The organism is Kitasatospora sp. NPDC041917 (assembly GCF_055589745.1).
Window position 1 is genome coordinate 191,563 of record NZ_JBVJBI010000001.1, and the last position, 26,322, is coordinate 217,884.

At 72.7% G+C, this 26,322-nt stretch carries 18 protein-coding genes and 1 pseudogene; 7 read left to right on the plus strand and 12 right to left on the minus strand.

Annotated elements, in window-relative coordinates; genetic code table 11:
- The first annotated feature begins 12 nt into the window (after positions 1 to 12).
- From ACZ6EM_RS00855 to ACZ6EM_RS00865, 3 genes are all read left to right on the plus strand, one after another.
- Complete coding sequence (locus ACZ6EM_RS00855) at positions 13 to 6,777, plus strand: DEAD/DEAH box helicase (RefSeq protein WP_465771324.1); 6,765 nt, start codon at positions 13 to 15, stop codon at positions 6,775 to 6,777.
- Positions 6,774 to 9,107, plus strand: coding sequence for a UvrD-helicase domain-containing protein (locus ACZ6EM_RS00860; protein ID WP_465771325.1), 2,334 nt, complete (start codon positions 6,774 to 6,776; stop codon positions 9,105 to 9,107). The genes ACZ6EM_RS00855 and ACZ6EM_RS00860 overlap by 4 nt, the downstream gene beginning before the upstream one ends.
- 61 nt (positions 9,108 to 9,168) lie before the next feature.
- On the plus strand, positions 9,169 to 10,251 hold the full coding sequence (locus tag ACZ6EM_RS00865; RefSeq protein ID WP_465771326.1) for a hypothetical protein: 1,083 nt from the start codon (positions 9,169 to 9,171) through the stop codon (positions 10,249 to 10,251).
- Positions 10,252 to 10,294: 43 nt separating this feature from the next.
- On the opposite strand, the gene ACZ6EM_RS00870 is transcribed toward ACZ6EM_RS00865, so the two are convergent.
- A complete protein-coding gene (locus ACZ6EM_RS00870) occupies positions 10,295 to 11,254 on the minus strand; it encodes a pirin family protein (protein WP_465771327.1) in 960 nt (319 codons plus the stop codon).
- Between the two features lie 168 nt (positions 11,255 to 11,422).
- Complete coding sequence (rpe, locus tag ACZ6EM_RS00875) at positions 11,423 to 12,106, minus strand: ribulose-phosphate 3-epimerase (protein ID WP_359897365.1); 684 nt, start codon at positions 12,104 to 12,106, stop codon at positions 11,423 to 11,425.
- 264 nt (positions 12,107 to 12,370) lie between these two features.
- On the opposite strand from rpe, the gene ACZ6EM_RS00880 reads away from it, so the two are divergent.
- Entirely contained in the window at positions 12,371 to 13,222 is an 852-nt protein-coding gene (locus tag ACZ6EM_RS00880; RefSeq protein ID WP_465771328.1) for an SCO6745 family protein, read from the plus strand.
- A gap of 13 nt (positions 13,223 to 13,235) precedes the next feature.
- On the opposite strand, the gene ACZ6EM_RS00885 is transcribed toward ACZ6EM_RS00880, so the two are convergent.
- The 5 genes and pseudogenes from ACZ6EM_RS00885 to ACZ6EM_RS00905 all read right to left on the minus strand — a co-directional run bounded on the left by ACZ6EM_RS00885 (position 13,236) and on the right by ACZ6EM_RS00905 (position 17,697).
- Positions 13,236 to 13,910 carry a C39 family peptidase gene (locus tag ACZ6EM_RS00885; protein WP_359897367.1) on the minus strand — a complete coding sequence of 225 codons (675 nt, stop codon included), beginning with the start codon at positions 13,908 to 13,910 and terminating at the stop codon, positions 13,236 to 13,238.
- 238 nt (positions 13,911 to 14,148) lie between these two features.
- A pseudogene (locus ACZ6EM_RS00890) lies at positions 14,149 to 14,637 on the minus strand (DUF4188 domain-containing protein); the annotation flags it as partial.
- Positions 14,638 to 14,850: 213 nt separating this feature from the next.
- Entirely contained in the window at positions 14,851 to 15,837 is a 987-nt protein-coding gene (locus ACZ6EM_RS00895) for an aldo/keto reductase (RefSeq protein ID WP_452178145.1), read from the minus strand.
- 70 nt (positions 15,838 to 15,907) lie between these two features.
- A complete protein-coding gene (locus ACZ6EM_RS00900) occupies positions 15,908 to 16,729 on the minus strand; it encodes an ABC transporter permease (RefSeq protein ID WP_380542771.1) in 822 nt (273 codons plus the stop codon).
- Positions 16,726 to 17,697 carry an ATP-binding cassette domain-containing protein gene (locus ACZ6EM_RS00905; RefSeq protein ID WP_401046083.1) on the minus strand — a complete coding sequence of 324 codons (972 nt, stop codon included), beginning with the start codon at positions 17,695 to 17,697 and terminating at the stop codon, positions 16,726 to 16,728. Before ACZ6EM_RS00905 ends, ACZ6EM_RS00900 begins: the two co-directional genes overlap by 4 nt.
- A 104-nt stretch (positions 17,698 to 17,801) precedes the next feature.
- On the opposite strand from ACZ6EM_RS00905, the gene ACZ6EM_RS00910 reads away from it, so the two are divergent.
- On the plus strand, positions 17,802 to 18,587 hold the full coding sequence (locus ACZ6EM_RS00910; protein ID WP_465771329.1) for a TetR/AcrR family transcriptional regulator: 786 nt from the start codon (positions 17,802 to 17,804) through the stop codon (positions 18,585 to 18,587).
- A gap of 7 nt (positions 18,588 to 18,594) precedes the next feature.
- On the opposite strand, the gene ACZ6EM_RS00915 is transcribed toward ACZ6EM_RS00910, so the two are convergent.
- From ACZ6EM_RS00915 to ACZ6EM_RS00925, 3 genes are all read right to left on the minus strand, one after another.
- The gene (locus ACZ6EM_RS00915; protein WP_452178143.1) at positions 18,595 to 19,974 is read right to left on the minus strand and encodes a pyridoxal-phosphate dependent enzyme; all 1,380 of its coding nucleotides are present in this window, start codon (positions 19,972 to 19,974) and stop codon (positions 18,595 to 18,597) included.
- A gap of 140 nt (positions 19,975 to 20,114) precedes the next feature.
- Positions 20,115 to 20,963 (minus strand): VWA domain-containing protein, encoded by an 849-nt coding sequence (locus ACZ6EM_RS00920; protein ID WP_465771330.1) that lies wholly within the window; start codon positions 20,961 to 20,963, stop codon positions 20,115 to 20,117.
- Between the two features lie 118 nt (positions 20,964 to 21,081).
- On the minus strand, positions 21,082 to 21,642 hold the full coding sequence (locus ACZ6EM_RS00925) for a DUF3885 domain-containing protein (RefSeq protein WP_401046077.1): 561 nt from the start codon (positions 21,640 to 21,642) through the stop codon (positions 21,082 to 21,084).
- Between the two features lie 141 nt (positions 21,643 to 21,783).
- On the opposite strand from ACZ6EM_RS00925, the gene ACZ6EM_RS00930 reads away from it, so the two are divergent.
- Both ACZ6EM_RS00930 and ACZ6EM_RS00935 read left to right on the plus strand, forming a co-directional pair.
- Positions 21,784 to 22,926 (plus strand): serine hydrolase domain-containing protein, encoded by a 1,143-nt coding sequence (locus ACZ6EM_RS00930; protein ID WP_452178142.1) that lies wholly within the window; start codon positions 21,784 to 21,786, stop codon positions 22,924 to 22,926.
- A complete protein-coding gene (locus ACZ6EM_RS00935) occupies positions 22,914 to 23,480 on the plus strand; it encodes a hypothetical protein (protein ID WP_452178141.1) in 567 nt (188 codons plus the stop codon). Before ACZ6EM_RS00930 ends, ACZ6EM_RS00935 begins: the two co-directional genes overlap by 13 nt.
- A 95-nt stretch (positions 23,481 to 23,575) precedes the next feature.
- Here ACZ6EM_RS00935 and ACZ6EM_RS00940 read toward each other — a convergent pair whose 3' ends face one another.
- Positions 23,576 to 24,385 carry an alpha/beta fold hydrolase gene (locus ACZ6EM_RS00940; protein ID WP_380542756.1) on the minus strand — a complete coding sequence of 270 codons (810 nt, stop codon included), beginning with the start codon at positions 24,383 to 24,385 and terminating at the stop codon, positions 23,576 to 23,578.
- A gap of 275 nt (positions 24,386 to 24,660) precedes the next feature.
- On the minus strand, positions 24,661 to 26,172 hold the full coding sequence (locus ACZ6EM_RS00945; protein WP_465771331.1) for a PQQ-binding-like beta-propeller repeat protein: 1,512 nt from the start codon (positions 26,170 to 26,172) through the stop codon (positions 24,661 to 24,663).
- Between the last annotated feature and the right edge of the window lie 150 nt (positions 26,173 to 26,322).

Genomic DNA, 26,322 nt, shown 5'->3' on the forward strand with positions numbered 1-26,322 from the left:
GCTCGCCGAACCATGAGGCCGACGCTGGAGGCGCGCGCGCTCAAGGAGAGCCTGCTGCAGTACCTCTCGACCACGTACGCGCTGACGGACGAGGGCGCCCGGCTCGCGCTGCACGCGTTCCTCGGCGAGGAGACGTCGGGGATGTTCCGCGGCCCCTACCTCCGCATCCGTACACCCTTCATCCAGGCACCCCCCACCTGGCGGGACTCCTTGGAGTGGGCCCCCTCCGGCGACTGGACCCCGTACGCCCACCAGGACGCCGCCTTCGCACGTCTGTCGTCCGCCCACGGCCACACCGCTCAGCCGACCCTGGTCACCACCGGCACCGGCTCCGGCAAGACGGAGTCCTTCCTCGTCCCCGTACTGGACCACTGCCGCCGCGAACGTGCCGCAGGCCGGGCCGGGGTCAAGGCCGTGCTCCTCTATCCGATGAACGCCCTGGCCACCGACCAGGCGCTGCGCATCAACACCTACCTCCGCGACGAGGCCGCTCTCTCCCAGGTCACCGCCGGCCTCTACATCGGGGACATCGCCAAGACCCGCTACGAACGCGTCGAGACCAACCGGGCCGCCATGCAGTCCTCGCCCCCGGACATCCTGATCACCAACTACAAGATGCTGGACCTCCTCCTCCAGCGCAGCGCCGACGCGCGGCTCTGGGAGGACGCCGACGTGCGGTACATCGTCGTCGACGAGTTCCACACCTTCGACGGCGCCCAGGGCACCGACGTCGCCATGCTGCTGCGCCGACTGGCGTCCTCCCTCGGGGTCTCGGAGCCGGACCGCCCCCTCGGCCGTATCTGCCCGGTCGCGACCTCCGCGACCCTCGCCTCCGGCACGGACGAGGCGGGCGCGGCCGAACTCCTCCAGGTGGCGAGCGAGGTCTTCGGCACCCCGTTCACTCCGGATGCCGTCATCGGTGAACGCCGCCTGACGGCCGAGGAGTTCATCCCCTCCGAGTCGATCGACCTCCTCCCCGTCCCCACGCCCGAAAAGCTCGCCGCGATGCCCGACCCCTCGCTGAGCGACGAGGCACTGGACGAGCTGGCGGAGGCCTTCACCGGGCAGCGCGGCCTCGATCCGTTCCAACTGGGCGCACAGCTCCGGAAGCACATCCTGACCCAGGCCGTGATGACCGCGCTGGGTGGGGAGTTGAAGTCCACCGAGGAGATACTCGCCGTCCTCTGGCGGGCGGGCGCCTACTCCTGGGGTCAGGCGATCACCCAGCGCCCGGAGCAGGCCGCCGAGGCGCTCGCCCGGTTCGTCGCGCTGCTGTCAGTGGCCCGCGACCCGGAGTCCACCTCCCTGCACCCCCGCCCGCTGGTGCAGATCGAGGTGCACCAGTGGGCCCGTTCGGTGTCGCGGCTGCTGCGCGGGGTACTGCCATGGCCGAAGGCGCAGTTCCAGTGGGACATGGGCGACGCCCCACAGGAGAGCTCGACGGACACGGCGCGCAACGCACCGGTGACGACGGCGACGAGCGGAGAGTCGGCCAACCTCTTCCTGCCCGCCGTGTACTGCCGGGACTGCGGGCGTTCGGGCTGGGCGGTGTTCTCTCCGGAGAGCGACGACCGCGCCGTCGAGGTGAACCCGGCGAAGATCCGTCGCGCCTCTGCCACGCAGGACAAGATCCGGGTGCGGAACCTCATCGCGGCCACGAACGGTGAGTCCAGGCGGGCCTCCGCCGACGCGAAGGTCGCCGCTTCCGCGCGCGCCACGGGCAACGCCGGCCACGGACAACTGCGCGGGGCCGGCGGTGACCTGATGGTGCTGGACGGTCCGGACCGCAGGCTCCGCCTGCCCGACCCCGTCAAAGACTTCGACTCCGAGTCCGGCGAGCCCCGACTGGCCGCCGCGGACTCTGCGTTCGTCCTCGTCCACCAGGGCACCACGGCGAACACCGCGGCAAAGGAGGACTGGTGCCCGGCCTGCGGTGAGCACAACGCGATCCGGTACCTCGGTACCGGCCAGGCCTCGCTGGCGGCCGCCTCGATCACCCGGCTCTTCACCGGTGGCGAGCTGTCCGAGGAACTCGGCGAGCGCAAGACCCTGATGTTCAACGACTCGGTGCAGGACGCCGCGCACCGGGCAGGCTTCGTCGCCAACCGCTCCTACACGTTCTCGCTGCGGGCCCTGCTGGTGGCCCACCTCTCCGAGTCCGAGCCCACCGCGCTCAACGACCTGATAGCGAAGGTCATCGCCGACACCACCAACCCGCGGACGCTCGCCGCCGTGGTCCCGCCGGACCTGCACGACCACAAGGGCGTGGCCCGACTGCTGTCCGGCAAGTCCCGCGGGGACCAGCGCACCTGGCGCCTGATCGGCGAACGGCTTGCGTTCCAGACCCTGATGGAGTTCGGTCTGCGCGCCCGGCAGGGCCGCACCCTGGAACTGACCCGCACCGCCGCGGCGCACGTACGGATCCCGGACCCGACAGCGGCCGTCGCCCTGCTCCGTGAAGCACACCTGGAGACGGTGCGCGGCGATGCCCTGGTACCAGTGGACGACGCGCGATACCTCTCGTTCCTGCGGATCTTCCTGGAGCGTCTGCGCTGGCGGGGGGCCGTCAAGCACCGCTGGCTGGAGAACTACCTGTCCGAGACGGGGACCAGCCGCTACTTCCTCTTGAACCGCCGCCCGGCAGGCATGCCGGCCTTCCCCAAGGGAGTCGGCGCCCCGGTGTTCCTGCTGTCGGGGTCCAAGGACGGCAGCGAGTTCGACGTGGTGACCGGCCGACTTGCCTGGCACGAACGCTGGGCCGGACGGTGCCTGGGGCTGCCGCGCGAGCAGTCTCCGGAGTTCTGGGGGCGGCTGCTCCCGGCACTGCACTCGGCGGGTGTGCTGTCGATGCGGGCAGCCAAGGACGGTGCGACCCGCATCCACGGTCTGCAACCGGCTGCGATCGACGCCCTACTGCTGTCGGACGAGGATGTGGAGACGGCGTCCGTGCGCTGCCGGGTCTGCTTCTGGGAGCAGACCGTGCACCCGTCGTTGCTGGAACAGTGGCACGATTCGCCCTGCCCGTCCTACCGCTGCACGACCGGGCGGCTGGTCGCGGGCACGCACGCCCGCGAGGGCGATGTGCACGCCCGGGACCGCAAGTACCGGGACGACTACTACCGTCGGCTGTACCACCGATCGGGCCCTTACCAGGTGGTGACCGCTGAGCACACCCGGATGCTCACCCGCCCGGAACGGGAGACAGTCGAGGAAGCGTTCCGTCGTGGAACCGGCGACGAACGCGCCTTCAACGACCCGAACGTGCTCTCCTGCACGCCCACGCTCGAACTGGGCATCGACATCGGCGATCTTTCCGCGGTGGTGCTCGCTTCACTGCCGCGCACCCCGGCGAACTACGCCCAGCGGGTGGGCCGGGCCGGCCGCCGGACCGGCAATGCCTTCCTGCTCACGATTCCCGAGCGGCGCCGACGGGATCTCTACTTCCTGGAGCAGCCGAAAGAGATGATCGCCGGCCGGATCGTGCCGCCGGGCTGCTACCTGTCGGCGGTCGAGATCCTGCGCCGCCAGTACCTGGCGCACCTGCTCGACCTCGCCGCGCGCGGCCGGCTGACCGGCCACGGCGGGCGGGTACTGCCGGCGCTGCCGGGCAAGGTGAAGGGACTGTTCGGCCCGGACGGCTACCTCACCGATCTGGTAGAGCTGGCACTCGACCAGGGCGAGCAGCGCGTCGAGGCGTTCCTGGCGCTCTTTCCCTTCGGCGTGTCCGAGCAGGCTGCGGCCGACCTCCGCAGCTACGCCACTCACGGCCTGCGCAGCGCAGCGGAGGAGGCCGAACGCGCTTGGGCCTCCCGCGAGGACGCGCTGCGGGCCCGGATCCGGCACATCAACGACGCACTCGGCGAGCTGCACGAGGCCGACCCGGAGGAAGCCCGGCAGAAGGCCGAGCTGGAGGCCGAACGGCGCGGAGTCGGCCGCCAGCTCGGCGAGTTGCTGGAGGAGACCCCGGCGCAGGGTGCACTGTGCGAACTGGGGCTCCTGCCCAACTACGCTCTGATGGACGCCACCACGGTGCTGGAGGCAACGCTGTACTGGCCCGAGAGCGAGGACTCCGCAGGCCGCACCCGCTACGAGTCCGAACTGCGCAGCTACGACCGGCCGCAGCGCTACGCCCTGGCCGAGCTGGCGCCCGGGAACACCTTCTACGTCAACCGCTACCGGCACGAGATCACCGGCCTGGACATCGGCACCACCTCCCAGCCCGGGTGGCAGCCCTGGCGGGTCTGCCCGCGGTGCGGCTTCGTGCGTACCGAGGACGCGAGGAACGACCGCTCCGCCTGCCCGCGCTGCGGCACCGGCGCGATCGCGGACGACGGGTCGTGCCTCTTCCACGTCGTCCAGCCCCGGCTGGTGACCTCCCGGGACAAGCGCGATGACGCCCGGATCCGGGACGACCGGGACGAACGCGACCCACGCTTCTACGAGATGGTCCACGCCGTTGACATCCCCGAGGAGTCCCTGGAGCCGGGGTCGTGGCGCCACGCGACCGCGACCTTCGGTGTGGACTTCTGCCGCAGCGCCATGGTTCGCACCCTCAACCTCGGGCCGGCCCGTTTCGATGTCCCGGCCGGGGACGACTTCGCGGGGCACACCGTCCGGCTGAACCCGTTCCACGTGTGCACCGGGTGTGGGGCCGCGTCCGCCGACGGCCGGCCGGTCTTCGATCACGACACCGATGCCCTCAGTGCATCCGATGCCCGTAACCCGCGACTGAAACACCATCGTCCGTGGTGCCCGGTGCGGCGGGGGAAGACGGAGTCGGCCCGGTCGCTGCCGGTGCTGCTCGCCCACGAGCTGCGCACGGAGGCGCTTCGTGTGCTGCTCCCGGCGGCCACTGTGGTGGTCGAGGAAAAGATCCACTCGTTCCGGGCCGCGCTACGACTCGGTGTGGACCGGCAGTTCGGCGGCGACCCGCAGCATCTGGACCACACCCTCGCCTCCAAACCGGACCCCCGCACCGGCGAACGGTGCTGGTACCTCGTCCTGTTCGACGCTCTCCCCGGCGGTACCGGCTACCTGCACCGGCTCACCGACCCCGAGGTGTTCCGCGCCACCCTGCTGAAGGCCCTTCAGGTGTTGCGGGAGTGCCCGTGCAAGGACGAGGAGCACCGGGAGGCCTGCCATCGCTGTCTGCACCGGTACACCGCAGAACGCCACCAGCCGCACGTCTCCCGAGTGACGGCGATCGGGATGTTGGAGTCTCTGCTCTTCGACCACGAGGGGCAGGACGCCTGGCGGACGACCGCGATCGCCTCCACCGGACTGATCGGATTGGAAAGGCAGATCGAGTCCGATATGGAGGGCCGGTTCCTGGCCGCACTGCGGACCTGGAGCACGAGCAGCCCGGATGCCGTGCTGGAGGAGGACGGCCGGGCCAGTGGGCACCTGAGGATCAGCACGAGCGAGGAACGGCTGCACTGGCGGCTCACCGCTCAGGAACGGCTGGTCGGGTCGCGCACGGACTTCACGTTCACCCGGGTCGGGGGGCCCGCCTCCACCGTCAAGGTCTACCTGGACGGCCGGCGCTTCCACGCCAGCAGCGAGCACAACCGGCTCGCCCAGGACGCCGCTCGCCGCGCCCGGCTGCGCGCGGACGGCGCGGTGGTCTTCGAGCTGACCTGGCACGACCTGGACCGCTTCGAAGCCCGGGCCTCCGGTGCCCCCGCCGTGTGGCCACCGTACGAGTGGGCCGCACAGGAATCCGCCAAGGGCGCCTATGAGGACCTGGGTGGCAGCGGCGCACAGCTGGCCGCAACGGTGTTCACCGACCCGATCACCACCTTGCTCTCGTACCTTCGTGACCCCTCGCCCCAGCTGTGGGCCCGACGGGCGAACGCCCTGGTCAGCGGTTTGACCTCGCATCCGGCCACCGTGATCGCCGGCTCCGCGGAGCACCGCGGTCACCTGGTCGACGCCCTTCGCACAGCGCTCGGCTGCCCCTCGGACGGAACCGCCGACCAGGGGCGGACCGGACTGGTGCACGTCCTGCGCAGCACCGACACCAACGGGCTTCCACTGGTGTTCGCGGTCCGCGACACTGATCAGCAGGCCCCTGCATGGACGGTGCTGGCCTGCCTGGACGACGATTCGTCCGAACTCGACACCGCGGAGCACAAGCAGCGGTGGCGGTCCTGGCTGCACTGGTCCAACCTGCTCCAGTTCCTCCCGCTCGCCGGCGGTGATGGCGTACAGCTCACCGGCAGCCAGGTGGCCGACTACCCCCTGGACGCCCTCATGGTGTGCGGCGGCCTCGGCGAGCTTGAATCGTTGGTCGCCGCCGAGCGCCCCGCTGCGAACGCCGAGCCGGCAGCACAGCCGGAGCCCGGCCCCGGACCGGATGCCGAGTTCTCGGTCGAGGACCACCTCATCGCGCTGCTGCGCGACCGCGCCTGGGACAAGGACTTCCTCCCTCACATCGACCCGGATGAGGAGGCCGACCTGCTCACCCTGGCGACCCGCATCGCCGACCGGGGCAAGAAGGCCCCCAGTCTGTTCGGCTACGAGCTCGGTAGCAGCAGGTGGCCTGCCGACTTCGTCTGGGCCGACGATGACGTGCGGATCGCCGTCGTACCCACCACACCCAGGGACCAGCCCGAGGCACACGACGAAGCCGACCGGCGCGATGCCGCATACCGGGCGGCCGGCTGGACGGTCCGTACCGCCGCCGACTGGCTGGACCACCTGGACGCCCTGATCGACCTGCTCCCCGACGCGCCCTCTGCCGGCGCGGCACCCGACGTGGAAGGCTCCCTCCGATGACCGCCCGGCTCAGCCTGTACCAGAAGGCCGAACAGGAGCTGTACAAGCTCGACCGCCAGGTGAAGGCGAAGTTCTACGACTTCAGCCACCTCTTCCGACAGGACCCATGGCACTCCTCGCTGCGCCTCAAGCCGCTCAAGGGGGACGGCCGGATCTACTCAGCCCGGATCGACCCGTCCTATCGGGTCCTGCTGACCCGGACCGGCGTCGCCGCGAACGGCGAGGAGAGCTGGCTGGCCATCGCGGTACGCCACCGCAGTGACGTCTACGAGCAGCTGTCGGTGGCGGTCAACCGTGTCACCGGCGAGATCGAATTCGTCGACCTGTCGGTGGTGGGCGAGAGCGCGCTTCGCCGCGCCGGCATCCGGCTCACCCCTGTCGAGCCCGAGGCGGAGCCCGGCGAGACCGAGCCCGCGGACGATGCGATCAATCCGCCGACCACCCCGGTGACCGTTGATGCCCCGGCGGCTTCGGCTCCGCTGCTGGCCGCCTACAGCCCCGAGCTTCTGCGTGAGTTGGGCGTCGCTGAGGCCCTGATCGAGCTCGCGCTCCTGGTCACCAGAAGCGAGGAGCTCGACCAGGTGGTCCAGGGTGCTCCGCTGCTCACCAAGGACGTACTCTACGGCCTCGCCTCCGGGCTGCCCCTGGACGATGTCCGCCGCGAGATCACCGGCGCCGTCGAGCTCGACGAGCGGCCCAACCCCGACGACTTCGCCGCGGCCCTCGCCCGCACCACGGTCACCACGGTCGACGACGCACTGCGCGCCGTCATCGAAGAGGGGGACTTCCGGGCCTGGAAGGTCTTCCTGCACCCCACCCAGGCCCGTCTGGTCGACCGCGAGTACAGCGGCCCGGCCCGGGTTTCCGGTGGCCCCGGCACCGGAAAGACCATCGTCGCCCTGCACCGTGTCCGCCACCTCGCCCGACAGCTCCCGCCCGGGCAGAACAAGCCGATCCTGCTCACGACGTTCACCAAAAACCTCACCACCGACCTGCGCGCACGTCTCGCCTCCCTGATCGAGCCGGAGCTGCTGACCCGTGTCGAGATCACCCACATCGACCAGCTCACCGCCCGGGTCCTGGGCGAGAACGCCATCTCCGGTCGGGCGAAGAACCGCGTGGACAACCAGGTCGCACTCAAGGAACTCCGCGACCTGCTGCTGGAGCTCGACGAACGCAGCTGGGAGCCCGAGTTTCTCTTCGAGGAGTGGGAGCAGATCGTCCTCGGCCAGGCCGTCCCGACTCGGGCCGCCTACCTCCAGGCCCGCCGGGCCGGACGCGGACGCCCACTGACCCGCCTCGAACGCAACGCCGTCTGGAAGATCCTCGAACAGTACGTCGCGCGGCTCGACAAGCTGAACATGGAGACCTGGGGCCAGGCCGCCGAACGCGCGGCCCGCTTCGAGATCGAACGCGCCGCTCGAATCCAGGCCCGCGCCGAACGCAAGGAGGCGGTCGGCGGCCAGGACCTGATCCACCTCGACGCCGCCGATTCGGCCCTGCGCTACCTCCGTCACCGGTACCAGCACATCGTCGTCGACGAGGCGCAGGACCTGAGTCCCGCGCACTGGAAGATGCTCCGGGCCATGGTTGCCTCCGGCAGCCCCAACGACCTCTTCATCACCGGGGACACCCACCAGCGCATCTACGACAACCAGGTGGCACTCGGTGCCGTCGGTATCCACATCAGGGGGCGCGCAGCCAGGCTGACCCTCAGTTACCGGACCACCAAGGAGATCCTCGCCAAGGCAATCACCGTCGTCAGCGGCAGGAACGTGGAATTCGACGACCTGGACGATGGCACGGACACCCTCGACGGCTATCGCTCGGTCCTCAGCGGTCCGGAACCGAGGCTGGTCCAGCACGGTACGTGGAGCGAGGAACTCGCGGGCCTCGCGGACACGATCAAGGGTTGGCGCACCGAACTCACCACCGACGAGGCGGGCAACACCGTCCGCGACGCCCGCGGCCTCATCGCGGTCTGCGTCGCGGACCGCAGCAAGGTCAATGAGCTCATGTACTACCTCACCACGCAGGCCGGTATCACCTGCGCGGAACTCACCAAGGAGGGCGCGCGAGGGGAGGGTGAGGTCCACGTCGGCACCATGCACCGGTTCAAGGGCCTGGAGTACCAGCGCCTCGCCATCGCCGCCGTCAGCGACGGCATCCTCCCCCGCGCCGCCATCGAACAGTTCCGTGACAGCGATCCCATCCGCTACCAGCGCGAGCTGCGCAAGGCTCGCGCCCTGCTGTTCGTGGCCACCACCCGTGCCCGTGACGCGTTGACCATTTCCTGGCACAGGAAGCGCAGCAGGTTCCTGCCGGGCTGATCCCACCGTCCGTTCACACCTCCAGGCCGCGGCACCATGCCGCGGCCTGGCGAAGGAAGCCATGCTCACGAAGGCTCACCTCAAGGGGTACCTCCTCGAAGAGGCCCTCGCCTGGCTGCTGCGCAACAGCGGATACCGGCTTCTCACCCACACCCGCGACGACCGGGCCGAACTCACCACTTCCCAGGACGGCTCACTCGCCGTTCGTGGCCGTGGCGCCCGCCACCAGGTCGACGTACTGGGCCAGTTCGCCTTTACACCAGCATTCTCACTGCCGGTGCGGATGTTCCTTGAGGCCAAGTCGTACAACCAACGGTGCGGGCTCGCTATTGTGCGTAACGCCCACGGCGTCGTCCACGACATCAATCAGAACTTCGCCATCCCTGAACTGAGGATGCCGGCCGGCAGCGACCACGGCTACAGCCGGCCGCGACGCCGCTACCACTACGTCTACTCGCTCTTCTCCACCAGCGGCTTCACCAAGGACGCCCAGCGATTCGCACTCGCCCACCAGATCTCGCTCGTCGATCTGTCCGGTCCTTCCTTCACATGGTTGCGAGACCGGATCGACACTGCCGCGGACCTGCTCTTCACCGTCAGCGCCCAGCACGGCATCACGACGTTTCCGGTCAACTGGCTCAGGGCCGTCCTCCGCACCGCACTCGGAACCGCAGACGTCGACGAGCCTGACGACATCCACACCAATGCCCCGCAGTTCCGCGCTGCCGCGCTGCCGGTCGTCCACAAGTACGCCGAGAGACTCACCGAGAAGATGGGCCGGGAGCTCCTCCTCGGCTTTCCTGAGGCACCGTTCATCATCCCTTTCGTGACCGGCGACGCCTCCCAGTTCCTGCAGCACGCCGACGCCGAGCCGACTCACGCCGTTCGACTCTGGCGTACAGGCCACAACGCCGACGCCGAGTGGAACATCACCCCGGTCGGTGCCGACCCCGGCTACCACCTCACGTTCAAGCTCGCGCGCGAGATCGAGGAGTGGATCAGCGAGGTGGAGAACGACGAGCGGGCTCGTACCGTCTCCGTCAAGCGTGACTTCTTCCCCTCCATCACGGTCTACCGCGCCCGGCCGAGTGGCGGCGTCAACACCTACCAACTGCGCTACAGCTGGGAGGGCCGGCGTTCCTGAGGCCGGTCGGTGAAAGACAACCGGACGCTCCCGGTTGAATGTCTCAGCGCTGGCGGCCGCGCGCCTTCAGGGGCACGGCGGGCAGCTCGGGGGCGGGGAGGCGGTCGCCGGCGTAGCCGTGCACCTCGCCGAAGCGGTCGCCGGTCATCCAGTCGGCGCGCGCCTGCGCGATGTCCTCGGTGGAACGCCCGATGAAGTTCCACCACATGACGATCCGCTCGTCGAAGGGCTCGCCGCCGAGGAGCAGGACGGCGGCGTCGCCGTGGGCGCGCAGCGGGAGGTCGGGGCGCCCGCAGCCGAGGTAGAGCATGGAGCCGGGCTCGACCGGGACGCCGTCGACGTCGACGCGGCCGGACATGGCGAGGACGGCGTGCTCGAAGTCGGGGACGAGCGGGAGGCGGAGGTCCGCGCCGTCGGCGAGGGCGAGGTCGGCGCCGACCAGCGGGGTGTGGGTGGTCCCGGGCGAGGTGGCGGTGTCGAGGGTGCCGAGGATGACGGTGGCGCGCAGGCCCCGGCCGGTGACCACGGGCAGGTCGGGGTGGTGCTCGAAGGCGGGGGCGATGTTCCGGCCGGCCTCCGGGAGGGCCACCCAGAGCTGGGCGCCGTGCAGGTGGCGGGCGTGCGGGCGCGGGGACTCCTCGGAGTGCGAGATCGCCCGGCCGGAGGTCATCAGGCCCAGCTCGTACGGCCGGACGGTCCGGAGGCTGCCGAGGCTGTCGCGGTGCAGCACCTCGCCCTGGTGGAGCCAGCTGACCGTCTGGAGGCCCATGTGCGGGTGCGGCGGGACCTGCATGCCGGGCTCGTCGGCGATGTCGTCGGGCCCGTAGTGGTCCACGAAGCACCAGGCGCCCACCATCCGGCGGCCCAGGTTGGGCAGCAGGCGTTGGACCACCGTGTTGCCGCCGAGCGGGAATTGACGGGCCGTCAGCAGATCCTTCACCGGGCCGGCGCTGGCCTCGCGGCCGCAGCCGGCCGGGGCGGGCCTGAGGTCGAGGTTGCTCATCGCGGTTCCACCACCGTACGGAGAGGGGCCGGGCACGGTCCTCGGAGGACATCGTCACCGATCATCCGCCACGGTGCGGCGTTCCTCCACCCGCGCCGGGCCATCCGGCGGTGCCGGCACCGCCGGATGGCCCGGCGGTTCGGCGGCCCGGCGAAGGCCCGGCGGGCCTCAGTGCCCGCAGGCCCACCAGGCGTCCGCCGTCGCCTTGTCGGCGAGGTCCCGCAGCTTGCGGACCGCCTCGGCCGGGTCCTCGGCCCCGTACACCGCCGAGCCGGCCACGAACACGTCCGCGCCCGCCTCCGCGCAGCGCTCGATCGTGTTCGCCGCGACGCCGCCGTCCACCTGCAGCCACAGCTCCAGGTCGTGCTTGGCGATCAGCTCCCGGGTGCGGCGGATCTTCGGCAGCATGATGTCCAGGAAGGCCTGGCCGCCGAAGCCGGGCTCGACGGTCATGATCAGCACCATGTCGAGCTCGGGCAGCAGGTCCTCGTACGGCTCGATCGGGGTGCCCGGCTTGAGCGCCATCGACGCGCGGGCGCCCTTGGCGCGGATCTCACGGGCGAGCCGGACGGGCGCGGCGGCGGCCTCGACGTGGAAGGTGACCGAGCCGGCGCCGGCCTCGACGTACTGCGGGGCCCAGCGGTCCGGGTCCTCGATCATCAGGTGGAGGTCGAGCGGGGTGTCGGTGGCGCGGGCGAGCGACTCGACCACCGGGACGCCGAGGGTCAGGTTGGGCACGAAGTGGTTGTCCATGACGTCCACGTGCAGCCAGTCGGAACCCCGGACGGCCTCGGCCTCGTCGGCGAGCCGGGCGAAGTCCGCGGACAGGATGCTGGGGTTGATCTGGGCCATGACCGACTACCTTCGTACGAGGACCTGCGGGGCTGGGCGCCCCCGGGAGCGGGCACCTCATCCCATCATCCCGCGCCGTACCGCCGCCGGGCGCACAGCGCCATCTCGGCGTGACCGTCATCACACCCCCCGGCAGGATTACCGGGGCCCTCGCCGTGGTCATCAGCCCTTGAACGGGCCACGGCCCGCCGCGGCTCCCGCCGGGCCGTCCCGACCACCGAGCTCCCCGGCCCGCCCAGAGCTCCGTCCGAGGAAGGTCTCCCGATGACCGATCTCGTCCACCCCGCCCGCGCGCTGTGGTGGCTCTTCGAGCCGGTGCACGCCGCCACCTACTTCCTGCCCGAGGGCCGCGCCGCCTTCGAGGAGGCCGGTCTGCACGGCCGCCTGCACGGCTACTTCGCCACCCGATCGGCCCCGCTCGGCGCGGTGGACGCCCCGCCGGTGACCGCCGCCTTCTTCAACTTCTCCCCCTCGATGGTCGAGCGCGCCCTGCCGGAGGTGTGGAACCACGCGAGCCCGGAGGAGGCGCTGACCGCCCGGCTGAAGGCCTCCGCGACGATCCTGGAGGGGCTGCTGGAGCACGTGGACAAGGAGCAGGTCGAGCTGGTCGCCGAGACCCTGGAGCAGGCCGCCACCCGGCTGGACTGCGCCGGGCGGGTGCTGGCCGCCGCCAACGCCGCGCTGCCCCGCCCGAGCGGCCTGTACGAGCGGCTCTGGCAGGCCGCCACCGTGATGCGCGAGCACCGCGGCGACGGCCACGTGGCCGCCCTGGTGGCGGCCGGGCTGGACGGCTGCGAGGCCCTGGTGGTCCGCTGCGCGATGGACATGCGGCGCGAGATGCTCCAGCCGCTGCGCGGGTGGACGGACGCCGAGTGGGAGGCGGCGGCCGACCGCCTGGTCGAGCGCGGCTGGCTGACCGCCGAGGGGACGGTCACCGAGCTCGGCCGGATCCGTCACCAGACCCTGGAGGCCGCCACCGACCTGGCCGCGGCCCGGGTCTGGGACGACTACCCGCGGACCGAACTCGACCGGCTCGCCGCGGCGTTGAAGCCGATCTCGGCGCTCTGTCGCGGCCGGCTGCCGATCAACCCGATGGGACTGCCGGACAACCAGTGACCGCTCCGCGACGTCAGGGCGAGGAGACCCGGGGCGGGCCGAGCACGATCCCGCGTCCGGCGTAGAACCGCCCGAACGACCGCCACGGCACGCGCGCGAAGGCCTGCGACTCCCCCGGGAACCCGGAGGGGTTGTGGATCAGCAGCGCCGTGTCCGTGGCACCCACCGCCAGGACCAGGTGCCCACCGCGCCGCACCGGCTCCGGCCCGTACGGCTCCCGGATCGACGGGTGCACCGAGACCATCACCAGCCGGCCGTCGGCCACCTCCGACGACACCTCCTCGGGCGTCAACTCCCTTGCCCGCGCGGCCAGTCCCCAGCGCCGCTCGACGTACTCGGCGAACGGCGCGTGGATCAGCCCGCGCAGGCTGTCACCGTCCCGCAGGTAGGCGCCGGCCGCCACGCACTCGCCCGCGAGCGCCAGCGCCGCCGGGGTCACGCCCCACCAGTGCGCCAGCGCCATCCGCAGACAGGCCACCCCGCACAGCCGCCAGGACCACCACGCGTACTCCTCCGCGGTGGCCGCGCCGGACTGCCCCCAGCGCGGATCGGCGGACGCCTCCAGCCGCCCGTCGACGATCTCCCGCACCAGCTCCGCCGACTCCCACTGCGCGCGGTACGGCACCTCGTGCACCACCCGCACCGACCGCGCCGGCGCCTGCGGCCGCGCGTCGCCCCGATCCACCATTCCCCGACGCTCTCACGGCACGGCGGCCGGGCGGCCCACGACACTCCCGGCGCAGCCGTACTCAGGCGCCGGGGGCCGGCGCGGCCCCGACCTCGGACTCGCCCGCCCCGACCTCGGACTCGCCAGCCCCGCCCGGCGCCGTCCGTGCCCCACTGGTCTCCGGCTCCGACCGGCCGGCCTGCGGCTGCGGCTGCGGCTGCGACTGCGACCCAACGGCCTCCGGCTCCGGTGCCGGCTCCCGGTAGGCCAGCCGCTGCGCCGCGTGCCGGCCGCGCGCCTCCACCGGCAGCGAGCCGGTGGCGCCGGCCAGACCGAACGGCGGCATGTCGAAGTAGATCGACTCGTACCCGCCCGGCGGCGCGATGTACGTCTCGTGCCAGAGCCCGACGTGCCCGCGGGCCTTGCCCTCCCGCAGCTTGCGGTTGGCGATGCCCCACACGGTGTGGTGGAAGCCGTCCGGCGCGCTCGCGTAGCCGTACAGCTTCTCCTTCGACTCCCAGTACTGGACCACGTAGTAGGTGCGCGGCGAGGCGGTCAGCAGGATGCGGCCGCGCAGGCCGCGCTCGGGGGCGCGGCGCAGGTCGTACAGCATCCGGAGCATCGAGAACATCACCGGACCCCAGTGGTGCACGGCCCAGAAGCGGTTGATCCGCATGCCGATCAGCAGCACCACGGTGTCGCCGGTGGCGGCGGCGGTGGTGTAGCCCGGCTGCGGCTTGGCGAACAAGGCCAATTGTGCCTCCCCGTACCCTTGCCCATGTAAGCGGTGACTAGACCAGTGCCGGACGGCCCGGTCAAGGCTCGCCACCCTCACAATTCGGCTACTGTGCGGGCCGGTTGACGCCGCCGGAGGCCGGGGGTGCCGGTCCGCGGCCGGCTCCCGCGGGTACGCGCGGGGCCCCGGCGCCCGACGAAGGGGCCGGGGCCGGACGCGGACGGCCTACCAGGCGTAGTCCTCCGGGGCGGGCCGGTGGCCCGGGAAGAGCTCGTCGAGGTGGTCGAGGGTCTTCTGGTCGAGCTTGAGGTCGAACGCGCCGATGGCGGCGTCGAGGTGGGCCGGGGTGCGGGGGCCGATGATGGGGGCCGTGACGGCCGGGCGGGAGAGGAGCCAGGCGAGGGCGAGGTCGGCGGGGTCGGCGCCGAGTTCGGCGGCGAAGTCCTCGTAGGCCTGGATGCGGTCGCGGTGCTTGGCGAGGAGTTCGCCGGCGTAGGGCATGGCGCTGCGGTCGCGGGTGCCCTCGCGCTCCTTGCGCAGGACGCCGCCGAGCAGGCCGCTGCGCAGCGGGGACCACGGGATCAGCCCGAGCCCGTAGTGCTGGAGGGCGGGGACGACTTCGAGCTCGATGGCGCGGTCGAGCAGGTTGTAGAGGGACTGCTCGCTGACCAGGCCGAGGAAGTGGCGGGCGCGGGCGGTCTCCTGGGCCTGGGCGATGTGCCAGCCGGCGAAGTTGCTGGAGCCCACGTAGACGATCTTGCCCTGGGCGACCAGGACCTCCATCGCCTGCCAGATCTCCTCCCAGGGCGTGGCCCGGTCGATGTGGTGCATCTGGTAGAGGTCGATGTGGTCGGTCTGGAGGCGGCGCAGGCTGGCCTCGACGGCCTTGCGGATGGCGAGCGCGGAGAGCTTGCTCTCGTTGGGCCAGTCGCCCATGTCGCCGTAGGCCTTGGTGGCGAGGACGGTGCGCTCGCGGCGTCCGCCGCCCTTGGCGAACCAGCGGCCGATGATCTCCTCGGTCCGCCCCCGCAGCCGGCCCTCGCTGTCGCGGCCGTAGGTGTTGGCGGTGTCGAAGAAGTTGATGCCGCGCTCGTGGGCGGTGTCCATGAGGCGGTGGGCCTCGGCCTCCTCGGTGTGGGGGCCGAAGTTCATGGTGCCGAGGCAGAGGCGGGAGACGGTCAGGCCGGTGCGGCCGAGGTGGGTGTACTCCATGGCGCCCCACCCAAGACCACACCGGCTCCGCTGTCCAGCACATTTGGCGGGAGTGCCGGAACCCGGCGGATCACCGCCCGTGAGTGGCGAACTTCCGTACGGCGAGCGGCATGCAGACTGCCAGCAGCAACGCGCTCCAGAGCAGTGCGGCGAGGACGGCGTGCTGCGTGGGCCAGGCGGAACCGGCCGCCGAGGGGTTGCCGAACAGTTCCCGGCAGGCCTGGACGACGGAGCTGACCGGGTTCCAGTCGGCGAGGAACCGCAGCCAGCCGGGCATGCCGCCGGTCGGCACGTACGCGTTGGTGATCATCGCCAGCGGGAAGACCGCCACGGACAGCTGACCGGCCGCCTCCTCCTTGCCGACGGCCAGGCCGAGCAGGGTGCCGACCCAGGTCATCACGAATCGGAAGAGCAGCAGCAGCGCGAACGCCCCTGCCGCGTCGGCGAGTCCGTTCCGGGCCTGCCAGCCGGTGGCGAGCCCGACCAGGGCCAGCAGGGCCAGGACGACCATGCTGACCAGCAGGTCGGCGAGGGTCTGCCCGAGCAGCAGCCCGGTGCGCGAGACGGGCATGGAGCGCAGCCGGTCGGTGACTCCGCGCGAGACGTCGCGGGCGGCGCCGACCATGGTCGGCATGATGCCGTTGGTGGCCACCATGGCGAACAGGCCGGGCATCAGGAACTCCCGGTAGTCGCCGCCGCCCGGCACCTGCATGGCACTGCCGAGGACGTAGCCGAAGACCACCACCATCACCACCGGCACGCCCAGGGAGGCGGCCAACAGGCCCGGTGAGTGGCGGTAGTTGAGCAGGACGCGGAGCACCGAGGTCCAGGTACCGGTGGCGAGCCGGCCGATGCCGGACGGTCGCGCCGGGGCGATGTGCGCAGTGGTCACCGGGCGGCCCTCCCGGCGTCCGCGGACTCCTGGGTGAGCGCGAGGAACACGTCGTCCAGCGAGGGCGCCCGCACCGCGACGTCCTGCGCGACGACCCCGGCGCCGTCCAACTCCCGGACCAGCGACGGCAGCAGGACGGACACGCCGGGCGTGGTCAGCACCGCGACGGTCCGCTCAGCGACGTCCACCCGGGCGTCGCCCCCGGTCATCGAGGACAGCACGACGGCGGTGGCGGCGAGTTGTCCGGGGTCGGCCAGGGTGACGGAGACCTGGCTGCCGATCGCCGCCTTGAGCCGGTCGGGCGGCCCGGTGGCGATGGCGGCGCCGTGGTCGACCACCACGATGTCGTCGGCGAGCCGGTCGGCCTCCTCCAGGTACTGGGTGGTGAGCAGCACGGTGGTGCCGCCGTCCGCGAGCTCCTTGACGGTGTCCCAGATCGCCTGTCGGCTGCGCGGGTCGAGCCCGGTGGTGGGCTCGTCCAGGAAGAGCACCGGCGGGCTGGTGACCAGGCTGGCGATGAGGTCGAGACGCCGGCGCATGCCGCCGGAGTAGGTGCGCACGAGCCGGTCGGCGGCCTCGGCGAGGCCGAAGCGGGTGAGCAGTTCGTCGGCGCGCTCCCGGGCCCTGCGGGCGCCGAGGTGGTGCAGCCGGCCGAGCAGGCGGAGGTTGTCGCGGCCGGTGACGCCCTCGTCGACGGCGGCGTGCTGCCCGGCGAGGCCGATGGCGCGGCGGACGTCCTCGGCGGCGCGGACGACGTCGTGTCCGGCGACCCTGGCGGTGCCGCGGTCGGGGGCGACCAGGGTGGCGAGGACGCGGACGGCGGTGGTCTTGCCGGCGCCGTTGGGGCCGAGCAGGCCGCAGACGGTGCCGGCCGGGACGGCGAGGTCGAGGCCGCGCAGGGCCTCGGTGGCGCCGAAGCGTTTCTCCACGCCCGCCATCTCGATGGCGGGTCGGGCGGTGTCGGACATGGCTCTGCCCCTCTCTAGGTACAGCGTACGTAGAAGCGCGCGCAGGCGCATCCTACTACGTACGCCGTACGTATCTACGATGGGGAAAACGAGGTGATCTTCCAGTGCCGTCCAGCAAGCCCACGCCGTCCAGCACGCCCACGCCGTCCAGCACGCCCGCACCGGGCGGGTCCGCGCCGGCGTCCAGCAAGCCCACGCCCCCCGAGGCCCCCGAAGTGATCTGGCTGCGCCCCGAGCGCACCGGCCGCGGCCCGCGCCCGGCCCACAGCCGCGACTCGATCGCCGCCGCGGCCATCGGGATCGCCGACGCCGAGGGCCTGGACGCGGTCTCCATGCGGCGGGTCGCGGCGGCGCTCGGCGCGGGCACCATGTCGCTCTACAACTACGTGCCGAAGAAGGAGCACCTGCTCGACCTGATGCTCGACGCGGCCGCCGCCGAGTACCGGTTCCCGGCCGCGCCGAGCGGCGACGTCCGGGCCGACCTCGCCGACCTCGCCCACCAGCAGCTCGGCATCTTCCGCCGCCACCCCTGGCTGCCCGCACTGGTGCTGGCCCGCCCCGGCATCGGCCCCAACGCCCTGCGCTACACCGACCACTTCCTCGCCGCCACCGCCCCCACCGGCCTCGGCGGGAGCGACCGGATGGAGGCGATGGCCCTGATCAACGGCTTCATCGCCCAGTTCGCCCAGTTCGAGCGGACGGCGGCCGCGGGCGCCAAGTGGCAGTCCGAGCTGGTCGGCTACCTCGGCCGGGCGGCGGCGAGCGGTGAATTCCCGCACCTGGCCCAGGCCTTCGCCGCCGCGGGCCCGCCCGCCGACCCGGACCGGGCGTTCGACCGCACCCTGGACCGGGTGATCTCCGCCATCCTGATACCGACGGGCGACAACTGACGTACCGTCAGCCCGTGAGGACCTCCCTGGTCAGCAGCCCCGCCACCCGGCCGTCCAGCAGCACCAGCACCGCGGGGCGCCCGCCCGCCAGCGCCGCCCGCGCCTCGGCCGCCGACTGCCCGACGCCGACCGTCGGCAGCGCCGGCCCGAGCAGCGCGCCCAGCGGGTCCTCCGGCTCGGCCCTGCCGTCCGCGAGCGCCGCCGTCAGCACCTCCCGGGACACCGAGCCCGCCACCTCGGTCGCGTTCACCCCGAACGGGCGCGCCGGCCGCGCCAGCACCGCCGGGGCGACGCCGCCCGGCGCGTCCCGCAGCGCCCGGGCCGCCTCGCCGACGGTGGTGCCGGCGTCGACCGTCACCAGCGGCCCGGCCGCCTCCAGCAACGGGCGCAGGCCCTCCGCCTCCTCCTCCAGGAAGCCCCACTCCCGCATCCACGCGTCACTGTGCACCTTGGACAGGTAGGAGCGGCCCGAGTCGGGCAGCACCACCACGACCAGGTCGTCCGGCCCGAGCGTCCGCGCCACCCGCAGCGCCGCCGCGACCGCCGTGCCGGAGGACGGGCCGGCCAGCAGGCCCTCCTCGCGCGCGAGCCGGCGCGCCGTCAGCAGCGACTCGCGGTCCTGGATCCGCTCGAAGGAGTCGATCACCTCCGACCGGTAGGCCTGCGGCCAGCGGTCCTCGACCGTTTCGGGGTGGAGGAAGTGCCCGATGCTTTCGACGAACCACGGGCTGCCGTCCCCGCCCCCGTACGAGGAGGACTCCGGGTCCGCGCCGACCACGGTCACCGTGCCGCCGGAGGCCTCCTTCAGGTATCCGCCGGTACCGGTGATGGTGCCGCCGGTACCGACGCCCGCGACGAAGTGGGTGACCCGGCCGCCGGTCTGCTCCCAGATCTCGGGGCCGGTGGTCCGGACATGCGCGTCAGGATTGGCCAGGTTGTCGTACTGGTTGGCCAGCCAGGCACCGGGGATCTCCTCGGCCAGCCGCTGGACCACCTTGAACAGGTGCCTCGGGTCCTCCTGGGGCACCAAGGTCGGCGCGAGCACCACCTCGGCGCCGTACGCGCGCAGGATGTCCGCCTTCTCGGCCGCCGCCTTGTCCGCCACCCCGGCGATCACCCGGTACCCGCGCTGCCGGCCGACGATCGCCAGGCCGATGCCGGTGTTGCCGGAGGTCGCCTCGATGATCGTCCCGCCCGGCCTCAGCAGGCCGTCCCGCTCGGCGGCCAGCACCATCGACAGTGCGGCGCGGTCCTTGACGCTGCCGCCGATGCTGAGGAACTCCGCCTTGGCGTAGATCGGCGCGGCGATCCCGGCGCCGAGCCGGGCGAGGCGGATCAGCGGCGTCCCGCCGATCGCGTCGAGGACGGATTCGTGAACTGCGGCCATCGTCGGCCCCTTTCGCTGGCGCTGTCCGTCCGAGCCTGCCCAGGCCAGGGGCCCGGTAGACGGCGGCGACACCGTTCCTCACGGACCGCCTTCGTCCAGGCCGTCGACGCCCGCCCCCTCCCCCCTCCCCGCCTCACCGCCTAACCGCGCCGGCTCCGCTTCCCCGGGCCCCCGGTCAGGGTGGCCCAGAAGCCCCGGCGCTCCGTCGGCGGGACCGCCGGGGCCGCCGTCGGCTGCGGCTGCGGCTGCGGTTGCGGTTGCGGCGCCGGTTGCTCCGGGACGATGCCCTGGGCCCGGGCGGCCGCGAGCCAGCTCGGCAGCTCGGCGAGCAGCAGGTCGTACAGCTCCTCGTCGGAGACCGTCCGGGGATCGCGCCCCAGGTGGACGAAGCCCGCGTTGTCGATCGGCCGCTTCTCCGGGACGGGCAGTTCGTCCAGCTTCCGCAGGAAGTCGAACTGCCTGCCGTCCGGGTCCCCGAAGCCGATGAACTGCCAGAAGATCGGCAGCGTCGCCGCCTCGCACAGCCGCTTCTCCGCCGCGCTCTTGCTGATCGGGCCGCCGTCCGTCTGGAACAGGACGAAGGCCGGCGCCGTGGCCCCGCTCTCCCGGTAGTGCCGGACCACCGCGTCCATCGCCAGGTGGTAGCTGGTCTTCCCCATGTGCCCGAGGCCCGCGACGATCCGGTCGATCCAGCCCGCGTGGCCCGTCAGGGCGATCTCGGCCTGGGCGTCGACCTCGGTGGAGAAGAAGACGACCGGCACGCTCCCGTCGTCGTCCAGGTGGGCCGACAGCCCCAGCACCCGGTCGGCGAGCGCCTGGACGCTGCCGTCCTTGTAGTAGGGCCGCATCGAACCGGAGTAGTCGACCACCAGGTACACAGCCAGCCGCCGGCCGTTCAGCCCGCGCCGCTCGACCGAGGCGCCGGCCGTCTTGTAGAGGCTCACCAGCCCGGGTGCGCTCCGCTCGACCTTGCTCAGACTGACGGCCATGTCCCGCTCCCTTGCCCACTGCGGCAGCCGAGCTGCCGGCGCGCGTGATCGTCAACGCGCTCCCGACACTCTGCGGGGCGGACGGCGGCCACGGCAAGCCTTCGCCCCGACCCGCCGCTCACCAGCCGTCCGGGTGCCGCGACAGCCAGTCGGCGTGCCGCTCCTTCAACCGGTCGCGCTCCTCCGGTGTGGCCAGGTGGACGTCCGCGCCGCCGTCGTACGGGTGGTACAGCCGCCGCATCCCGGTGTCCGTGACGATCACCCCGGCCTCCCGCTCGTCGGCGACCCGGCGCAGCAGCCGGTCCAGGCCGCCCCGCCGCCACTGCCGCCGCTCCACGAAGACGTGGCAGTAGGTGCGGAACTCCGGCTCGGGGTCGTCGCTCTGGAGCCAGGTGCGCCAGTGCCTCGCGTCCCGGCGCATGCGGGGGACGCTCGTCCTGCTCGTCCACCTGGGCGTGAGGACGTACACCTCGGCGCCGGCGAACAGCTCGTCCAGCACGGTGTTGTGGCGTTCCAGGACGATCGCGTACTCGCGCTCGTCGTCGGGGTACCGCTTGGACTCCGGCAGGCTGTGGAAGCGCACCCAGACGTCCCGTGCCCGGCTGTCGATCTCGTGCCCGACGGGCTCCGTGCCGGGCCACCGCCGCTCCCAGAGCGCGGTCAGCGCGTCGCGATCCACCAGCTCCCCTCCTCCGTTCCGGCAGGCGAGTCTGCCACATCCGTCCCACCAGTCCCGGCCTGGTGAAATCCCCTCGTCACGGCCGCCCGGCTCCCGTAGCGTGGTTCGGTCGATCTTGAGGGCAGAACGGGGCACCACATCATGCAGCAGCACCACGGCTGGGCCGACGAGCGCTTCGGCGCCGTCGCGGACGCCTTCGCCGCCAACTTCACCGAGTTCCCCGAACTGGGCGCCGCCGTCACGGTGTTCTCCGGCGGCCGGAAGGTGGTCGAGCTGTGGGGCGGCACGGCCGACGACCGCACCGGCCGGGCCTGGACGCAGGACACCGTCGTACCGGTGTTCTCCTGCGCCAAGGGCCCGGTGAGCATCTCCGCGCACCTGCTCGCCCAGCAGGGCCGGCTCGACCTGGACGCGCCGGTCGCCCGCTACTGGCCGGAGTTCGCCCGGAACGGCAAGCAGGCCGTCACCACCCGGATGATCCTCGGCCACCGCGCCGGCCTCCCGGCCCTGGACGCGACGCTCTCCTTCGAGGAGGTCGCCGCCTGGGATCCGGTGATCCGAGCGATCGAGGCGCAGCGGCCGCTCTGGGAGCCGGACTCCACCCACGAGTACCACGGCCATGTGTTCGGCTTCGCGGTCGGCGAGGTGATCCGCCGGATCACCGGGCTGACCCCGGGCGTGTTCCTGCGCGAGGAGATCGCCGAGCCGCTCGGGCTGCCGGTCCGGATCGGCCTGCCGGAGAGCGAACTGCCGCGCCTGGCACGGCTGGTGGAGGCCGATGGCCGCCGTCCGATGCCGGGCCCGGAGCACCTGCTCACCCGGATCGTCACCATGAACGGCGCCCTGGTCTTCCCCGGCCTGGACGTGCCGCACGGCTGGAACGACCCGGACCTGCACGCGATCGAGCTGCCCGGCGCGGGCGCCGTCGCCTCGGCCACCGGTCTGGCGGGCCTCTACGCGGCGGCGGCCACCGGCCTGGACGGCGGCGAGCGGCTGCTCTCCCCCGACACCGTGACCGACGCGGTGCGCGAAGTCTCCTCCGGAGCGGGCTTCCTGGGCTTCGACCTGGGCGCCCGCTGGGGCTCCGGCCTGCTGCTGGACTCCCCCGCCTTCCGCCCGCTGCTCGGCGCGCGCAGCTTCGGCAACGACGGCGCCGGCGGCCAGTTCGCCTTCGGGGACGACGAGTTCGGCGTCGGCTTCGGCTACGTCGCCAACCGGATGATCGGCCACGGCGACGCCCGGGCGAACCGCCTGATCGAGGCGGTGCGCGGGTGCCTGGGCTGACGGGCTTCCTCCCGCTCGTCACCGGCCTGGCCACCACCGGCGGCCTCGGCGAGCTGCGCTACGGCGCCTCGCTGCCCGAACTCGCCGCCCACTACGGCGATCCGTGGGACGGCGGCCGCGTCCACCGCGGCCACCGGTGGCCGCACGCCTTCGGCTGGGGCGACGTGCAGACGGTGTTCTGCCGCTGCCGCCGGCTCCACGCGCTGTCGCTGCCGGTCTGGCACGGCGAGCTCGACCTCCCCCGGCCGGGCGGCGGATCGGTGACGCTCGACACCCACGTCTCTGAGCGGGACCTGATGGCGGCGCTGACCGCCACCGGCCACAGCTGGCGGACGGTGACGTACGAGAACCTCCCGGGCCAGCGGAACCTGGAGTTCTCGCCGGCCGAGGAGGTCCGGGTCGAGCTGGTGCTCACCGACCGCGACGGCTACGACCGGCCGCCGCTTCCGGAGTGGGTGCTGCACAAGGCGGTGCTGTGGGGCTTCGAGCACGTCGAGTGCCCCGCGCCGGACGGCGACCTGCCGGACGACGGCTGGGGCGCCGGCGACCGGTAGGGCCGCCGCCGACCGGTAGGGCCGCGGCCGACCCCCCGCCCGGGCCGCCCCGTCCCCGGTGGGGGGTCGGCCGGCCGCAACCGCGACGGCGCGCCTCAGCCCAGCGCCCTCGGCAGCACCACGCGCACCCACTCCTCCGGCTGCGAGAGGTGCGGGGCGTGCCCGGCGCCCGCGTACAGGTGGCGTTCCGGTTTGGGCAGGGCGAGGTCGATCAGGTCCAGCACCTCGCCGAACATCGGGGCGCTGTCGTCGCTCTGGGTGAGCAGCGCGGGCTCGCCGAACCGGGACAGCCCGGTGAGGTCGAGGTCGAGCGCGTCCGGGTCGCGCAGCTCGTCCAGGTAGGTGGGCGCATTGCGGATGTAGGTGTGCCGGACCGGCGCGGGCAGCTGCTCCCAGGCGCCGGGGCCGAGGGCGAGGCTGTCCACGTACAGTTCGGCGGCGGCGGCCGACTCCGCCTGCTCCAGCAGCTCCCGGACGGCGGCGATCCGGCCGGCGAAGGCGGTGCCGATCGGGCGCAGGTCCGGGTCCGCGAGCAGGATGCCGGTCCCCGGCGGCTCGTGCACGGCGATCCCGCGCAGCAGGTCGGGCCGGGCGGCGGCGAGCCGGAGGGTGACCAGTGCCCCGTAGGAGTCGCCGTAGGCGAAGGCGGGCGCCAGGCCCAGCCCCTGGATCAGCCCGGCCAGGTCGGCCGCGTCCTCGTGCACCGAACCCTGGGTGAGCGGGTCCTCGCTGCGACTGTGCCCCCGGCGGTCGTAGGCGACCGCGGTGGTGGACTCGGCCAGGCCCGGCAGCACCCGCGCCCAGGAGTCCGCATCGCTCCAGGAACCGTGCACCAGGACGACGCCGGGGCCCTCACCACGGGCCTCGTAGTGCAGCGCCACCCCGTTCACCCTGATCTCGGCCATCACGAGTCTCCCGATCTCGGCGGTGCTCCCCCACCAGCGTGACACAACCGCCCGGAAGGCTCAGGTCCTCCGGTGGCGGGCCCGTCGAGGGCGGCCGGGCGGATCGCGAGGGCCGCCTCCCCTGGTGATCGGGCGCCGCGCGGCCGTGCCGGACCGCCGTCCCCGGCCACCGCGGTCGCCCGGCGCCCCGCCCACGGCGGTCACCCGGCGTCACCGGCCGCCCCGCCACCGCCCGTTGCGGTGACGGTCCGTTACCGGTGTTCCGGGTGCGGGCCTCAGCTCAGCACCCGCACCGGCGGCTCGTCCCGGGTCCCGTCCTCCGCGACCACCGTGAACCGCTCCGGGCCCGACACCGACAGATCCACCGGGTAGAGCGACGCGGTGTCGTTGACGTCCAGCACGGCGCTCTGCCGCCCGGTCGCCACCTCCACCCTGGTCACTCGGCCCCGGGTCATCGCCCACACCGAGCCGCCGTCCACCACCAGGCCGGTCACCTGGTCGTCCAGCCCCGCCGTCCAGCGCCTGCCGCCGTCCGTGAGCGAGTACGCCAGCAGCCGGCCGGTGGCGGTCCGGCTGGGGTGCTTGCCGCCGCTGATGCCGATGTCGCCGGGCTTCTCCCCCGGCACGACGAACAGGTCCCCCACCACCGCCCCGCCGAACAGCGGCCGGGCGGTGAACTCGTCGAAGGCGTGCAGCCCGCCCAGCATCACGTCCAGGTCGTACTCGTCCCCGGCGACCGGTATCGCCGCCCGCTGCCGGCCGGTCCGGTCGTAGCTGAGCACCGCGTGGGTGCCGCGCTCGGCCTGGGCGTCCACCCACACCGCGAGCGGGTCGACCGACACCACCGCGAGGTTCTTCAGCCCGCCCGCCGCGGGCAGCGCGATCCGCTGCTGCTCCCGGCCGTCCGCCGGGGCCAGCGAGCGCAGCACGGGAGCGGCGTCGCCGCACTGCGCGACCGTGACGGCGTCCCCGGGGCCGCCCGCGACCTGCAGCGGGGCGCAGCCGGGATCGGCCGCGCTGTGCCAGACGTCCCGGCCGTCCGCCAGCCGTACGGCGCGCCAGCCGGCCTTCTCCTGGAGCAGGGCCTGCTGCCCGGCCACCGCGACCACGTCCGGCGTCGCGTCGTCCCCGTCCCGGGCGGGCGCGTCCACGGTGGCGGTCCAGCCCTCCCGGCCGTCGGCGAGGTCGAGCGCGGTGACGGCGGAGCAGGGCCCGTCGTGCGGCGAGTGGCCGATCAGGCCGAGGGCGTCGCCGCGGGCCGTCCCGTCGGGCCCGGTGCCCCGGCTCATCGCGCACACCGTGTCCTGCCCGGGCGGGGACCAGCTCCAGGCGACGGCCCCGGTGGCGCTGCGGTAGGCCACCACCAGGTCCGGACGGACCCGCACCACGAGGTCCCCGCTGGTCCAGCTGCCCACCGCACGGACCGTGGAGGGCCGGTCCAGCGGCGCCTTCCAGGAGTCGTTGAGGCCGTCCCCGGCGAAGCCGACGAAGATCGTGAGCCCCACCAGCGCCCCGACCGCGGCCGAGGGGAACCCGGCCTTCGGGTGGATCAGCGCCCAGACGAAGCCCGCACCACAGGGCATCAGCCCGAGGATGCTGATGATCCCCATGTACGCGAGGCTCTCGCCGCCGAACCCGTTCGCCGGGCCGAACAGCACCGCGAGCCCCATGCTCGCGAACATCGCCCCCAGCACCCCGCCGGAGACCACCATCCAGGTCTCCTTGTCCCAGGCGAACCTGGCTCCCCACCTCGCCCGGACGACAGTGTCCTCGGGCCGAACGGCCATGCCGGTCTCTCCCCTGCGACGCGCCGCCCACCGCGTCGGGGCGACGATCATCGGATCGTCGCAGAGCGCGCCATGATCCGGAACAAAGAGCAGGGAAAACCCCGGCCATGACCCGCACATACCAGGTCCCGAGCGCCGGGACCGTGACGA

Bases quoted from the DNA above. Each gene is read 5' to 3' on its own strand.
- ACZ6EM_RS00915 (WP_452178143.1), bottom strand. From the start codon at position 19,974: ATGGCCGCAGTTCACGAATCCGTCCTCGACGCGATCGGCGGGACGCCG.
- ACZ6EM_RS00860 (WP_465771325.1), top strand. From the start codon at position 6,774: ATGACCGCCCGGCTCAGCCTGTACCAGAAGGCCGAACAGGAGCTGTAC.
- ACZ6EM_RS00885 (WP_359897367.1), bottom strand. From the start codon at position 13,910: ATGGTGGATCGGGGCGACGCGCGGCCGCAGGCGCCGGCGCGGTCGGTG.
- ACZ6EM_RS00945 (WP_465771331.1), bottom strand. From the start codon at position 26,172: ATGGCCGTTCGGCCCGAGGACACTGTCGTCCGGGCGAGGTGGGGAGCC.
- ACZ6EM_RS00940 (WP_380542756.1), bottom strand. From the start codon at position 24,385: ATGGCCGAGATCAGGGTGAACGGGGTGGCGCTGCACTACGAGGCCCGT.
- rpe (WP_359897365.1), bottom strand. From the start codon at position 12,106: ATGGCCCAGATCAACCCCAGCATCCTGTCCGCGGACTTCGCCCGGCTC.
- ACZ6EM_RS00920 (WP_465771330.1), bottom strand. From the start codon at position 20,963: ATGGCCGTCAGTCTGAGCAAGGTCGAGCGGAGCGCACCCGGGCTGGTG.
- ACZ6EM_RS00865 (WP_465771326.1), top strand. From the start codon at position 9,169: ATGCTCACGAAGGCTCACCTCAAGGGGTACCTCCTCGAAGAGGCCCTC.
- ACZ6EM_RS00895 (WP_452178145.1), bottom strand. From the start codon at position 15,837: ATGGAGTACACCCACCTCGGCCGCACCGGCCTGACCGTCTCCCGCCTC.
- ACZ6EM_RS00905 (WP_401046083.1), bottom strand. From the start codon at position 17,697: ATGTCCGACACCGCCCGACCCGCCATCGAGATGGCGGGCGTGGAGAAA.
- ACZ6EM_RS00930 (WP_452178142.1), top strand. From the start codon at position 21,784: ATGCAGCAGCACCACGGCTGGGCCGACGAGCGCTTCGGCGCCGTCGCG.
- ACZ6EM_RS00870 (WP_465771327.1), bottom strand. From the start codon at position 11,254: ATGAGCAACCTCGACCTCAGGCCCGCCCCGGCCGGCTGCGGCCGCGAG.
- ACZ6EM_RS00855 (WP_465771324.1), top strand. From the start codon at position 13: ATGAGGCCGACGCTGGAGGCGCGCGCGCTCAAGGAGAGCCTGCTGCAG.
- ACZ6EM_RS00880 (WP_465771328.1), top strand. From the start codon at position 12,371: ATGACCGATCTCGTCCACCCCGCCCGCGCGCTGTGGTGGCTCTTCGAG.